We start from the raw sequence: 15,506 nt of genomic DNA on the forward strand, positions 1-15,506 counted from the left end.
TTTAAAAAACAAGTATTTATACCTGCCTTCAAAAATAAGAATATTCATACCCTTGTATAACAACTTTTCAATAGTGGAGCCAGAACCCACTTCTAAAAAACGAGGCGGATTCCGAAAAGCCTTATGAGTAGGAAAAACAAAATAAACGAATCAATTATGGCAACTTATCCTTATTCTCAGGATGCACTGTTAGTAAACAGCATCAAAGCAACAACTGTAGTTTCTATTGTATCAGGAATGCAAGTATCCGTTACTACTTTTACTTCACCAGCAGGAAATTTGGGATCAATCACCCTTTCACCTGTACAGCCAACTGCTACCAATGTAGAATTTAAAGCAGGATCACAAAAACTACAAATCGACATTATCAGTTTTAGAGCGCAATTCGGACTTGACAGTGGTCAGGTTACCGCCAGCGGACGTGCAACAGATCAGGACGGAAATAACGAAACTGCTTTTGCAAAACAAATTGCTGCCTGGTCGTAATTAAAATATCAGGGTAATTTCCTGGGGTAAACTATTTTAGAAAGTCAAAAAATAGCCTCTATCGATCTGATTTATTAGACTATTATTCGATCAAAAATGATGTTAAGTGCAATATCATTACTTTCTGATACAACATTAGCCCAGGAAAATTCCTCTCCAATACTTTTAAAATTATGGCCACATATCCTTATTCACAAGATGCAATGTTAGTCAATAGCATTAAGGCAACTACTGTAGTTTCTGTTGTAGACGGAATGGAAGTATCCGTTACTACTTTTACCTCAGCACCGGGAATCCTGGCATCAACAACGCTTTCGCCGACAGAACCCGCAACACTATCAGCAGGGACTTTAGGATCGGTTACCCTTTCACCTGTACAGTCAAAAGCCGTGAATGTAAAATTTAAGGTAGGGAAACAAAAAATAAAAATAGAGCTTATCACCTTCCGGGCGCAGTTCGGACTTGATACCGGTCAGGTTATTTGTGAAGGAAAGGCAACTGATCCGGACGGTAAAAACGAAACTGTCTTTGCAAAACAAATTGCTGCCTGGTCTTAATCAAAATATCAGAATAATTTCACGGGCATATTATATTTATGAAGCCAACAACAACATATACCAGTCGCATTTACAATAGCAATGTCCTTTTAAAAGCGATATTTATTGGTATGTTACTACTATTTTCCATAACAGGAAGAGCCCAGGATACTATTGCCATACCGTTCGAGAAAATAACCCCTCCCCTTGTTGAAAGAGGAACAACCGGAGAACGTTATTTTGGTGATTTACTAATTCAGTATACCATCGATACCACTGGTAAGATTGTCGTATGTGTCCTTTATTTATCTACCGTTTTGGTGGGTGTGGAATCTTTAACCGCTACCAATCCGGTGTATCAGTTTGATCTGAAATCCGGTGAAAGTACAGCCAGTGGAAGCCTGAGTATTTTTCTGAATTTTTCACCACTCGTCTCTACACTCAAAGCAGATCTAACCTATACTGTTAAGGAAAACAACACGAGCTTCCCTTATAAGGGCGATTTAGTGGGGTGGTATATTTATTAGGTTTTTAGATTTTAGAATATAGATTATAGATTATAGAATATAGATTATAGATTATAGAATATAGATTATAGAATATAGATTATAGAATATAGATTATAGAATATAGATTATAGAATATAGATTTTGTCTTTTCTTTTTGTTAACCTTACCGAGCATTTATGGCAACCTTACAATTCACAAATACTTCGTCAGGCAACAGTTCGTTGTATCTGGCTGAAAAAGATAATAACTGGTGTGCCTATCTGCTGGCAAGTGGAGTTACGGGACCAGTAAGCGGTTCAATAGGTTTAGATGAACTGTCCGGTTACAACGGTTATATTTTATTTTCATTAAAGGCGCCCACCATTGACATCAATACATTTGTAAGCAATGTCTATACCTTTCTTGGTCCTTTACAGACCTATCAGTCGGCATCACTAGTCTGGTTTGAAAACCCTGACACTGTGCTGACCACAGACAATACACCCCAGCTAATTCTAACAGGAGGAGCCGATGGCGTCTATTCTGTTCTAAGCGGCTTTAATTATAATTTCGGCAATAACTTTGCTACACTGTTTATAAGCAACAACAATGTTACCCTGACTCTGGATACCACTAACAACAGTATGAGCATATCCGGTCAGCAGGGATCGGTCAACTATACTTTCAGGCCGAATAATCTTGGATCTTCCAACCAGATTATGAGCAGTATTGAAATACCACTTACCGGAATTGGACAAGGACACATCAGATTTGTTTTGGGTTTTGATGCCGCGGCTGATTTTATCGGGTTTAATGTAAGCAACCAATACAGTTTTAACAACAATGCCGATAACGGCACATTAACGCGGGTGAGTTATTCACTTATAGAAGCAGGAAATTTAAATGATTTAATAACCATGCAAAGTAGTATCTACCCTTGTGATTTATTAAACAAGGCCGGTACAAACACCTATTTTGCCTACCTGGGACAAACGTACAATACCTTTAGCCAGGAAAGCAGAATTTCAACACTGCAGACCTATTACCTGACTAATTTCGGTTATCCCTTAATTTTGGTTCCTTACACCAATTTTACAAACTATGAAAGCTCCCTCAACTATCCGACACCAAACAGTTCATTGCTGGTCTTTAGTGAGCAGACTCCGGACGATCCGAATGCTATTTGGTATATGGTTCCGCAAGGAGCTTCATCCCTGACGCTTGACATCTCCTATCAGAAAAATACAGACTCTAACAATCAGGTGCAACTGATGTGCGGACTCGGTTCAACAGAAACCATTAGCTTTACCCCTCAGTTTATTGATAAAAATAATGTAATTACCGGTACGGGTGACTGGCTTTGTTACGAAAGCAGCCAGAATGCGTTCGCACCGCAGTTTCCTATTCAGTCTACGCAAAATATAGTGGGCAGCAATACTACTCAGGAATGGCTGGCAAACAGTTACATAACGGCATGGAACGGCGTAGTACTGGCCAATACCGAAGGCACTCCGGTAGTCTATCATGCACAGCCTCAGGGATCACCATTATTCTCACCGGACAAAGATCCTGACTCTCCTTTATTCAGTCACCTTACAACGGGATCGGGCGTATTATCGGCTGCTACGGAAACCATTTATTTTCCTTTGGTTCCTTATGGCTCAGTAACCGCGACACCTTCAGGCAAAGTTGATTTTTCACTATTTGAAAAACAAATCCTAAACCCGACCAGAAAAGCCATAATTGCCAATGTCATGCAGACGCAAAGTATTCCGGCAACAACAAGCCGATTACTCAGCAGCAGAGCCACCGACAGTGGCATATCTTCTACAAGCCCGCAGGGATTTTATATTAACGTAAATCCTGCAGACGGAAAATGGAATACCTTACAGCTGGCCAGTAACCAGTTTCTGACAGCAGACGGTACGCTTTCAAAAGTATTTAATTTACAATTTACCCCACCGGGCGCTGTGCTTCAGACTGCCTTGCAGTCCAATCAGTTGTTTCTGGTCATTTCTTATAACGAAAAACTGAGTGACGGTACGTACGTGCTGGATAATTTCAGCAATGAGATGGAGATTACAGAATGGCCTTTTATATTGAATGTTCCGAAAGAACCTACCAATGGTAAGTATAAAAACGTCGTTATCTTTAAATTCTGTACCGGAAAACTAACAGACAAAGTACAAAACATTCAGGGATGGAATTCACCGGACACTTTTAACGACACGAGCAGTAACGGACTGCCGAACCTGAGTATGTGGTTACAGCAATACATACAAAACGGGATGGATAAATATACCGTACAGCACGATAATGATTATCTTAATTTTTACAATATTGCTACCAATCCCAACTGGCAGGGAGTCATCTCGCTGGGTGTTGACATCAGTGTACAGGATTTTCCTAAAGAATTACAGGGATTGCTGGCCGGTATCGATCTGGACAGTTTCTATGCCCATCATTTCGGTATTGACATCAGTATCGTAAACAATGACAAAGGTGTGATATCGATGCAGCCCAGCAGTTCGATGTTTGCCCTCATCGATTATCAGGATCCGACATTTGAAGGAATGGGTTCAGATCCTGCGGTCTATAAAGACAAAGCCCCAATCAATGGTACCGTGGATTATGATTTTGTAGTCCTTCAGTTAAAAATTGTATTCACAAACAGTAAAATATACAACTACAACAGTTATCTGGCCTTAACGGTCAATAAGCTTTTTGGAGAACAAGTAGATGCCACTAACCGCGCAAACCTAATCATCCTTACCGGAACGTATGAAAACAGCAACGGTGTGCCCTCCTACACCTTTACCAATACATCCGACAATGTGCTGAATTTGGTAAATAATACTATCATTAAAGATATTGAAATCATAAAGTCATCATTTGTAACGGTGGTTCCTCAAAATGATCTGACAAGCGATACCGTAAATGCCAAATTTTCTTTTTGGGGGTTTATCAATTATAATGATCTTGAAGGTTTTGATTTGTTCTCCTTTGGAACGGAGCCCGAAAGTATCACCAATAATTTCCGTGGCTTGTCCTATTCCACTATGTACGTAAATCTAAGTTTTCAATTAGAAACCCCCACTACAAAAACGTTTGTGTTTGACATTAGTCAGATGTCCTTTGATGTGGGACAGAGTACACCGAGAAAAGACAGTTTGTATTCGCATTTTCCTTTGCAGCTGTCTGGGATTGCTGCCGGGGACAGTACGAATACCCCGACTTCTCAGGGCTACTTAAATGTGGCAATACCTTCTTTACAACAACAGCAAAGTGTAAGCGGCCAGTGGTATGCCCTGGTATTTAATCTGAATATGGGAACTCTCGGATCACTGGCAAGTTCGGCGGGGTTCACCTCAACCTTTATGATGGCCTGGTGTGTGGGTGCAAAAGGCGCCTGGGCAGGCGTAAAATTGCCCGGTGTAAATCCGCAGGCACCCTCTTTTAGTTTACAGGGCGTCTTGAAATTAAATATTGGTTCAATCATGATTCAAAAAGCAACGGATACAACCGGCACCGCCTATTTGATGAAAATTAACAATATTGCTTTAGAAGTATTCAGTTTATCCTTTCCACCGGGAGGAAATATATGTTTTATGCTATTTGGTAACCCAGCCACCAATGCAAAACCCGAGAGTTTAGGCTGGTATGGATCATATGTAAAAAACTAAAATTATGCCATTTAATTCACTTATACCAAAACTACTCACCGAAGCAAATCACGTTAACGGGGAAGCATTTGATCAAAATATGGCTGCTTTACAGTTATTCGTAAAAGATCCCAATGCGGAGAATCAACTGCGGTTTATAATTTTTTCAAGTGGAGGCCTGGGACATCAATCTACAGCAGCAAATATTATATACAGAATGGTTTCACTCGGATTGAAAGGAACATTTGAAATTATTTATTTTTCAAATGACATCGCAAAAATTGCAATACTTTTTCCTCAATTCGACCCGAAAGACCCATTTAAACCGGTCATCATAGGAGACGCAACATTTATATTTATTGATGAAGAGACATTCATAGCATCAGAACAGCCAATTTTTAAGATAGGCCTTACAGGAGGAGTAGATGGTCTTCAAGAGAATATAGCAAAATACTTCTATGTTGAATATTTATTAGTATTACAGCCTTATCAGTGGAAACTGGCCCCAAGTGTAATACAAAGGGCAAATGAAATCCCATTAAATAAACCCATTGATACTTTTAAACCCTTGGAAGCATTATCTTTTGCCAAAAGAGGATATTACATAGCCGATCCGGTAATGGATGCTGCAAATATCAACTATTTTAAAACATCTGTTTATGCAGATAAATATCCTGTTTATGACCTTATCACAACATCATTGCTAGCTCAAAAAACAAATATGATGCCTGTATATGGTTTAAATTTATTTGATAACACGTCAATTCTTGCGGCTACAGTACTTTTTAATTTAGCAACAGGGATAACCATTGCCCAAAATAAAACCAATGAAGTAGGCGAAAAAGTTAAAGGGACTATTATGGTCATTATTTCAAAATTGGAGGATGAAGTTTATACTGATTTTGAAGGCCTGATTCAGGGCACAAACCCTGAACTGGAAAATAATCCTCTTAAAGAGTGGATTGCTAAAAATAATTTATCATCCAGAATCAGTACATACAAATACAATGATGCCGGTTTACCGGATGCTATCAGAGCTTTAGAAGATCAGCCCAACAATACTTTAGTCATCAATATGGGGGACTTACCGCTATATGCATTCAATTATCTTTATCTCATTGCTGATATGCCACCTGTTTTTGAAGGAGCAGCCACAAATAGTCTTCTATTAAATTTTGGTAAAGATTATTTTGCCTTAACCAGTCACCTTAATAAAAATTTTACCTTATACCCTACACTTCCGCTAAATGCCGAAGCAGCTGCCAGTGAGCCTAATGCTATGAAAGAAGTAAGTCTTATTATCGGGTCAACTCTCCTCGAATGGCAAAGAGATCTTAATGATGGTAGTTATGATGTGCCGGCAGACCTATTGTCCCTGGCTATACTTATAGCGTTTGAGCCTGAAAACACAACTCCACAGGTATATTTCCGATCATTGCGTACATTCTTCCACAATCAACAAGAAGACAAAATGCTTATGGGCGTGTTTTTTCTGTTGCAGTATTTAAATCATTATAAAAAATAAACATGGTACAAGATACACTTACATTAAAAAGCCTTTATCAATCCATTCAAACACAAATAACGAATGGAAACGGTACTTTTAACCTTGTGCCTGACGTATTAAGCACAGATAAAATAGGCAGTTTTTATACTGGTATTATAGACGGGACTAACTTTACCATAACTCAGGCAGTAGTAGTACCAGCTGAGTGGAACGATACCCTTATTGAGTTTACCCTTACCGGAAACAGTGACTCCATGGACGGCATTACTATGCAGACCACTTTTGTTTTCAGTGATTCAGACGTAGGAATCTCTTCTGATCTGACGGCTACTCAGAATAGTGGTAAATGGGAAATTCCCGGAATAAACTGGTTTTCATTTTCAAATCCATTTATAGGAGTTCTGGTTTACGACAGCAGTACCACTGTTGTTGGTTCTATTGGAGGCACAATCAATACAGGAGTTAGCCTTACGGTACAAATGAGTTACCCTGTTGTGGACAACACATGGCTTTTTCAGGGAAGTTTTAATGCCCCACTGCCTAATATATCAAATTTTTTCCAGCTCGTAGGCGGTGTAAATCTAACCGCGGCACTACCACAGCCCTTTAGTACTTTAACCGATTTGGGACTGCAGGAAATCGATATCATGTACGACAGTGTAGGACATGAAGTCAATTATATCGCAGTTGCTATTGGCACAGATCCGGCATATGTCTGGCAGATCCTACCCAAAATGAGCGTCACCAATATTGGTATAACTGCTATGATTCAAAATCCGGGTAATGCAGCAACAATTTCTACTTCTTTTATTATTACAGGAAGTTTTACTATTGGACAGCCAGGATCCAATTTATTAACTTTAAACGCAACAGTACCTGATTTTAAAGCGCAGGTGAGCCTGGATTCAGGCACTATTCAATTGGGGGATTTGTTAAGTATGTTCTGGTCGGCAGCTTCGCCTGATTTAAATTCGGAAATCACCACATTGAATGTTATGATTGCCCCAACATCAAAAGATTATTCCGTCAACTGTGATATTGTCTCAAACTGGACCTTTTTTAGCATAACAAATCCGGACCTGAGTCTCATTATGACGGGCTTAACATTAGAAATTAACAGCCAGCAGGGGGCAACTACCGGAAAAATAGCAGGAACTTTTCATATTGGACCTTCTACACCCGATTCCGGAGTTGATTTGAATATATATGCAGGCTATGATGCAGAAGCCTGGACCTTTGGTGCCACTACCGGCAAAGATCAGGTGATTTCATTAGGCGATATTGCCGTTACGTTTTTGCAGGCTTTTGGTATGGGTTACGATACTATACCGGGCTGGGTAAAAGACAATTTACCAAGCATAAAAAATATAAGTTTTACTGATATTTTACCTGATGACAAAGCAAAATCATCGACCTACAAAGTGAAAGGCGATGTGGCGTGGCATTTGGAATACAGTTCTTTTAATTTAGACCTGAGTGCCAATGTAGATATTGTATACACGGAGGGCAAAACTTCCGGAACCATTACCGGTACAGCCGATGCCTCTAAAATGCTTGGGCTGACGTTTATTGTTGGCTATAAATTTGGTACACCCGATACCGAAGTGTATTTAAAAATACCCGAATTTGCAAGTACCATTACCTACACCAGCGGTGCTAAAAATGATATCATCGATATTAAATTTGATAAAATTTCACTCGGAGAAATCGTCAGCACACTGGTAGGAACCTTCAGTCCCGGTTTTAGCCTCCCTGCTCCATGGAATTTATTAAACAGTATCGATCTGTCCGGTTTCGAATTTACCTACACCCGCTACAAAGATTCCGCACAAAGCAGCATTGTAGCCAGCATTCCTGTAAATGTAGATTTAGGCTTCATTAATATAAAAGCGCTCAAAATTACCAAAGACGATTCGATTGCAGGCAGCGGTGTTTATATCTTTATTGACGGTACGTTCTTAGGGCTTCCTATCGAAAATGACTCTCCCTTACAAAAAGACGGTAAAGGAAGTGATGCTACAAAAATGCCCGCTGTACCGGGAATGGGCAGCGAGTTTTTTGACCTGAAATTACTGGCAATGGGACAGCATGTCAGCATGTATGATGTTCCGGCGCTGGATTCAGTAGATGCCGCAATTACGGCGTTAGAGACTGCCTTTACCAGTTCATCAGATGACAGTTCAACTGCGATACCGGTACCGGCAATTTCCGAAAGCACCAAACCGGGTACTCTGGTATTTGACCAGAACAGCAACTGGCTGATAGGGACAGATTTTACAGTGGCCAAGTTCTATCGCATCGCAGCCGTATTCAACGACCCTAACATGTACGGTTTGCTGATTGGAGTCAGCCCCGATGCAGGTGCTTTTAAAAACCTGCAATTTGAAATTCTTTATAAAAAAATAAACGATGCTATCGGAATGTATCAGATTGACCTTCAATTGCCGGACCAGTTCCGACACCTTGAATTTGGAGCCGTTTCTGTTACGCTTCCGCTTATTGGCGTAAAAGTATATACCAATGGTAATTTTTACCTTGACTTTGGCTTTCCTGCCAGCATTACCGATTTCTCGCGTTCGTTCTCTGTACAGGTATTCCCTTTTCTGGGGTTTGGCGGATTCTATTTCGGCTACCTCAGCGGCGCAACTTCAAGTAATGTACCGACTACAACCTGCGGCGTTTTTAACCCCGTTATTGAATTTGGTTTAGGGCTTTCGTTAGGGGTTGGAAAAACCGTTGATGAAGGGATCTTAAAAGCAGGGCTTTCTTTAACCGCAGTGGGTATTTTTCAGGGTGTACTGGGCTTTTTCAGTGCCAATACCTCTTTAGATACCCATGATGAAACGTATTATAAAATTACAGGGACTTTTGGTCTGACCGGGCATATTTATGGTGAAATTAATTTTGCCATTATATCGGCGAGACTCGACATTATGGCTTATGCCTATATCACCATGGTTATTGAAAGTTACAAACCGATCCCGATTACCTTCGAAGCCGGTGTTTCCGTCAAACTGACTGTTAAAATTAATCTGGGATTATTCTCCATTAAAGTATCCTTACACTTTAGTGCCACCGTTAGTGCCTCGTTTATCATCGGCAGTGACACATCGGCACTGGCACCATGGAATTATTGTCCTGTAAAAGGATTAGGAGCTGCGGCACCATTCGAACTGGCCGACAGAAATGCCAGACTGCTGAAACTGGCAGCAGCGCCAATATACCTGAAATGGCAGCCGATTCAGCCCGCTGTAAAAGTGCCTCTTGACCTGTTGTTTTTCCCTCAACTTACGGTATCCGGAGAAACAGGAGCTGCCGGGCCGCAATATGCGTCGATGCTGTATATTAACACAGACGCAGACGACAATAGTCTTTCTGCCCTGACCGAAGGCGTACTCTACTGGGCTATTAATGCCCTTATTGGAAATACAAATGAAAATACAGGTCTGGACTGGCTGAAAGCACAAACTATAACGGCAGATCAGATTGATACCCTTCTTTGTTATTTTAATACAAGACCCAACCATGTTGCGCCATTCAATTATATAAATGCGGCACACGATGATATACAGACTTTTTTCAGCACCTATTTCGAGCTGAACATCCGCGCTGTTGATGCCACCCAAAGCGGGACGATGGATGCAGCCGTTTTCCCCGTCGTACCTGAGCTGATCCTGAATACCGATCTGAACGGCACTGCCGGTACAGCGGTGAACTTTGCTACGCAAAACATGACCGGTACCCAAAATTATATCAGCGATATAACGGTGCTCCTTGCTTCTTCGGGTGTGGATTACCAGTCTGGTATTACGGCAGAATATTATGATTCTTCCGATTGCAGCAATGTATCGGATCCTACTTATGAAGAACAGCATAATCTGTCCTTCCCGACCTTTATGTTTACGGATTTTATCGCTTTGCTTGCCAAACAGGCCTTGCAGGCAGCGTCTGATTACCTGAACCAACAGGAAACATTTTCAGCAAAAGTTAGTGATGTGGTAACCACTGCCGTAGCAGACAGTGTGCAGGGAATTGGAGGTATGGCATCCCGTTTTATGCTTCACGGTCTGAGATTGCCTCAGCCGCCTGATGCTTCCAAAGGAATAACGCAGCCGTTATATGTACTGACAGGTCAGCAGATTGCTATTCCTTCCACCTTAAAAGCAGGTGACAAATATTCGGTACTCCTGCAAAATCCAAATGTGTCCTGGATTAATATGATTTCAGGTACTGATAACACCCTCACCATAACTATTGATGATAGCGAGATTCAGCACATACATGATGTGGCAGCGATTACGTTGTCGCCAACCCTTTCGTACGGGCCAAGTGCGCTGATCAACTATAATGATACCCCACAGACATTTTCATTAGGAGCTCCCGCACTTTGGCAGTATCCCGGCGATTATTACAACGGTATCACAAATAAACCTGTGTTGTGGAAATTACCTTCCAACTTAACAACCATTTTTGCAGAAAGCGGAAACTGGCTTTTTGATGTCAAAACTTTAACCACGACCAGTGCCGGAACCAGCAAGGCCAACGTAACAAATTACACCTGGGGAACAGTTGTTAATTTCTCTTTGCAGAAGATAACAGCCGTAGACGGACAGGTTACACCATTGTCCAATAATATGTACAATCTGGTCGGTGCCGATGATGCGGGAACTGTTTATTTGCAGGAACTGCTGACGTACCTGAATACCAATAATGATAGTGACGGAAGCAAAACCATTCAGCAGATTCAGGTATTGTACCAGCCAGATCCGACACAAAATTCCGAAGGAGGCTACATTTCAGATGCGAATGGTGCTCTTAAAACGGCCATCGTACAGGCCAATCTTTCAACAGAAACTAATCCTGCAGAAGGAATGTTGTTGCGAAATCCTGTTCTTGAAGTTCCTGAAAGAAATTACAATACACTTAATAATGCCGGAGACTTTATTAAACTCTTATGGGAATGCAGTATTGTCCGTAGTGGTGGTTTTTACTTCTACTATAACAACAGCGAAAATAAAGGATTGCCCGATACGCTCTTCGCAGGTAACGGAATGGCCAATATGACATTGGTGATTACCTATGATGATTTAATCTTAAGCCCGTTTGTAAACAGTGTCGTCATAGGAGATGCTATTGATACCTCCAATACTTCTGTTTATGTACAGTCACCGGATACGGCACCAATCGCACAACAGTATACCACCCGTGTTGCCACTTTATTGCCGGGAACAGTCGGTTATGAAGTTTCGCGCAAAAATCCGGGGGAATATGTGCCCACACAACCGGTACCGACCATCGAAGAAGATGAAATCTATTTGGAAACGCAATTCAACCTGATCGGACTGACTGTCCCTTCCCTGCCTGACTATATAAATCCGACACCTGCCGGACCCGTAGATTCGATGGATGATGAAGCTATTGCCAATACCAAAAGCGGAAACCCTTCAGCTAATGACGATACGGAAGACTGGAATTACAGTGCTGTTGTACCTTACTACAAATATGTACAGTCAGCCGAAACAGATCCTGAATATCCAAATCCGTATGCGGGTATCGGAACGACGGTGCAAATGGTACTTAACTGGCAGGATATGTTTGGAAATGTACCGCCTAATGGTACGACTCCGTTACATGCAGCCATGCAGTTATTATATGCAGATGCCATTATTGCAATCAGTCAATGGCCATCCGTATCGGTATCCTATTTGTTTAGCCCGGTTAACGGCAAACCAAACCTTAGTCTGAATTTTAATTTCAATACAGTCCGTTATATAGGAAACGGAGCAGAAAATAATGCACAGATTGATATGATTACGTATATGAATATCTATTATCAGCTTGATAACATTGATATGGTAATTCATTATACTACAACAGTTGAAGATCAGGCAAATGCTCAAGGCGTACTTACGGCAACCGATCATAACATCGCCAACAGTGATTTGCTGACTCATTTTATCAATCCAATAATTGCTTATTTAAAAGCAATCATCGCCGGTCAGCAGCCTGCTGCGGTGCAAACGTATACCATCAATACCGATGTAACCACGGCTAATATCACCACCTTACCTGAAATTTCACTGATTTCTACCAGTCTGACGATGCAGCGTATTGCGAATTTAGATCCTAATTTTGCCAATGTTCCAGGAGTAGCACTGTCCAATACCGTCATTCAGCCTTTATCAGATAACGGCGTAAACGGTATGCTGGCCCTTTCTTATTTTGCGCAGCAATTTGAAGCTGCTTTTATCAACCAGCCGAATACAGGTATCGTACTAAAAGCCGCTACCGGAGCCAATTTAACAAAAGGAAACAGTGACACTACAGCAAATGCACCGCTCTGGATGGTACGTTTTGACAGTACGGGCGCTAACGGCCTTAAATTTGATTTTAATAAGGAACAGGTGTATTACTTTGCCCCTATTCCACTCGCGACGAGTTTACAGTCTTTCTCTGCTAAAATAGCCACTTACCAGCAAGGCCAGCCTTATCCGGCAGACAATGGTGTTACCAAAAATTACAGCAGTATTGATATGGACAGCTGGGGCTTGCAGTTTTTACAGGCCGTGGATAAATTCCTGAGTCCTACATATGCCGTCCCTGCCTTTCTACTGACTGCCAATGCTGTATTTGAGGGGGATCCTGATTACCTGCAGCGTATATTGGATGCTAAACAAAAACTGGCAGAAGCTATTGAAGGGACTATTGATTTTATTATAGAACCCGGCGGTGGAAAAGAACCGTCAAATATTGGCAATGCACAGGAAAAATGGAAACAGCAGATCCTTATACAACTTGCCAACGCCTACCGTTATGTAGCCTCTGTTCAGACTACTGCGAGTATCAGTTCATCTTATAAAGGTACTGCCTATGCCTATTCAAACAATGTACCGCCGCAATATCCTTATGTTCCTTCCCTTTACGGAAAAATGCTGGGCCTTGATCCTTCGATGGCCGGATCGGATACTATTCCGAAATCAACCGAGTATTCCTTGTCAACAGCAAAAGTCCCGACCGCCGATGGCAGCTCATGGCTAACGTATATGTTTGAAGCCAAAGATGCCGCAGAAAGCCGCAGTTTTTCTTTTGGGGATATGGAATATAGCGTAAGCCATCTGGAATTTGATATTACACAAATCCCCGATCTGGCCGATTATCTTGCTTCTTCGTGGCTGACGTTTATTATTCCGCTTGATGGCGATGTTGACCAGAAAGAAAGCCCGCTTGCCGGGATGAGTGATGTAGGCGAAACAACAATTCCGGTGCCATTGCGCGCCTACCCGACGCCACCGTCAATATCGGCACAGAACTTTGATTATCCGGTCAATGAAACAAACCAGGGAAAACCGATCACCGTACAGCAAGCCCGTTTATGGGAGTATTATTACACGTACCAAAATCCTTCGGCAGCACAGGATACTATTGTAACGGAAATTCAATTTAACGTTACCGATGAAAACCAAAGTTTTTATGCAAGTGCAAATACTCCTAATGTAAACCTGTATCAGGCACTGGCACAATTTATTGATTCGTATCCTTTAATTAATGCTGATTTTGATAATTGCCTTGCCCTTCTTACGCCTGCCACTTTAAATGCTGATTCTGCATTGGCTGTCAACGCACGTTATGCTATGCTCGCCTTTATTGATATTATAGATCAGGTCGCGGAGCAATGGTCCATTACCAATCAGGTGAACCCACGAAAACCGGTTTTACAGGCTAAAACAGGCGCTACTGCTCCCGCGCCGCCTTATACGCTTGCGTACACCATTACAGAAAGTGCACAGGAAGCAACAGAATACTTAGTGGTAAGCATTGTTTCTAATAACGAACAATCTGCTGATGTTGCTATCAATGTTGCCATTGCGGGGTACACAAGTGAAGGAGTTGAAGGCGAAGAAAATGAATATCTGTATTACACTCTGGACAACGATGGAAATCGTATTTACCTCTTATACGAGGACAGAAATAACGATCCGTCAAGAACCGTTCTGCTGAACGGACTTGATATTCTAAGTGCACAAAACGCCTGGAGCAGTGTTGCCGTGATCAGAAACGAAGAATTGTTACAGAATGAAGATGGAACATGGCAGACCACCAATCCGTTGTTTATCTACCAGACGCCTCAGGTGATGTTCTACAACAAACTGATTCCGTTATTAAATGCCAATAGTGCTATAGCGATCAACACCATCGGAACAACTGCCTATCCGGTAGCGCCAACCCGTACGCTTAATGTACAGCTGCTGGCATTGTTTGATTCCTTAACAGAAAACATAAATGAGGCTATTACGGAGTTTACCATAAAAATGCAATGTGATTACAGTTATGTCATTCCGGAAACAACTTTCCCCATAGACGTGCCGGTATTGCTGGTCACTCCTACTGAACTGACCATAGCTGACCACGGAAAAAGCATTGCCGATCTCATTACTAACGGAATAAACAGCTGGATCGAAAACAATAATCCGCAAACTAATGCCGGAACATTCACTTTTATGTTAACCGCTTATTCCGTAACAGACAGTTATGTGCCGATACTGCAAATTCCGTTTACATTGCCGCTAACGGCTATAACACCATAATAAACGTTTTTTTTTTTACTTTTAATTAAAGCAGAAATAAAAAAGAATCCCGGGTCTATATCCGGGATTCCTGCTTTTATAATAAATTCAAATCATTGGTAAATTACCGAATATGAGTAACCATACCCTCTTAAAGTTATGACACACTGCATGTTAATTTGATAACAAATCCTACTTTTCCTGTAAGTCGAAATCTGTAGTCATGCTCTAATTTTAGCATATTAAAAAAACTAAAAAATATA

At 41.3% G+C, this 15,506-nt stretch carries 6 protein-coding genes; all 6 read left to right on the top strand.

Features of this window, described 5'->3' with window-relative positions:
- The first annotated feature begins 156 nt into the window (after nucleotides 1-156).
- Nucleotides 157-486 carry a hypothetical protein gene (locus D0817_RS14950; protein WP_127339188.1) on the top strand — a complete coding sequence of 110 codons (330 nt, stop codon included), beginning with the start codon at nucleotides 157-159 and terminating at the stop codon, nucleotides 484-486.
- A 173-nt stretch (nucleotides 487-659) separates the two neighbouring features.
- A complete protein-coding gene (locus tag D0817_RS14955; protein WP_127339189.1) occupies nucleotides 660-1,043 on the top strand; it encodes a hypothetical protein in 384 nt (127 codons plus the stop codon).
- Between the two features lie 110 nt (nucleotides 1,044-1,153).
- Complete coding sequence (locus D0817_RS14960) at nucleotides 1,154-1,549, top strand: hypothetical protein (protein ID WP_127339190.1); 396 nt, start codon at nucleotides 1,154-1,156, stop codon at nucleotides 1,547-1,549.
- A 158-nt stretch (nucleotides 1,550-1,707) separates the two neighbouring features.
- Complete coding sequence (locus D0817_RS14965; protein ID WP_127339191.1) at nucleotides 1,708-5,193, top strand: hypothetical protein; 3,486 nt, start codon at nucleotides 1,708-1,710, stop codon at nucleotides 5,191-5,193.
- Between the two features lie 4 nt (nucleotides 5,194-5,197).
- Nucleotides 5,198-6,697, top strand: a complete 1,500-nt coding sequence (locus D0817_RS14970; RefSeq protein WP_127339192.1) for a hypothetical protein — start codon at nucleotides 5,198-5,200, stop codon at nucleotides 6,695-6,697.
- 2 nt (nucleotides 6,698-6,699) lie between these two features.
- Nucleotides 6,700-15,264 (top strand): hypothetical protein, encoded by an 8,565-nt coding sequence (locus tag D0817_RS14975; RefSeq protein ID WP_127339193.1) that lies wholly within the window; start codon nucleotides 6,700-6,702, stop codon nucleotides 15,262-15,264.
- Nucleotides 15,265-15,506 lie beyond the last annotated feature (242 nt).

It is taken from the genome of Flavobacterium cupreum (genome assembly GCF_003996965.1).
GTDB lineage: Bacteria > Bacteroidota > Bacteroidia > Flavobacteriales > Flavobacteriaceae > Flavobacterium > Flavobacterium cupreum.

Excerpts from the sequence above, each read along its gene's own strand:
- D0817_RS14970 (WP_127339192.1), top strand. The coding sequence starts at position 5,198 with ATGCCATTTAATTCACTTATACCAAAACTACTCACCGAAGCAAATCAC.
- D0817_RS14975 (WP_127339193.1), top strand. The coding sequence starts at position 6,700 with ATGGTACAAGATACACTTACATTAAAAAGCCTTTATCAATCCATTCAA.
- D0817_RS14960 (WP_127339190.1), top strand. The coding sequence starts at position 1,154 with ATGTTACTACTATTTTCCATAACAGGAAGAGCCCAGGATACTATTGCC.
- D0817_RS14955 (WP_127339189.1), top strand. The coding sequence starts at position 660 with ATGGCCACATATCCTTATTCACAAGATGCAATGTTAGTCAATAGCATT.
- D0817_RS14965 (WP_127339191.1), top strand. The coding sequence starts at position 1,708 with ATGGCAACCTTACAATTCACAAATACTTCGTCAGGCAACAGTTCGTTG.
- D0817_RS14950 (WP_127339188.1), top strand. The coding sequence starts at position 157 with ATGGCAACTTATCCTTATTCTCAGGATGCACTGTTAGTAAACAGCATC.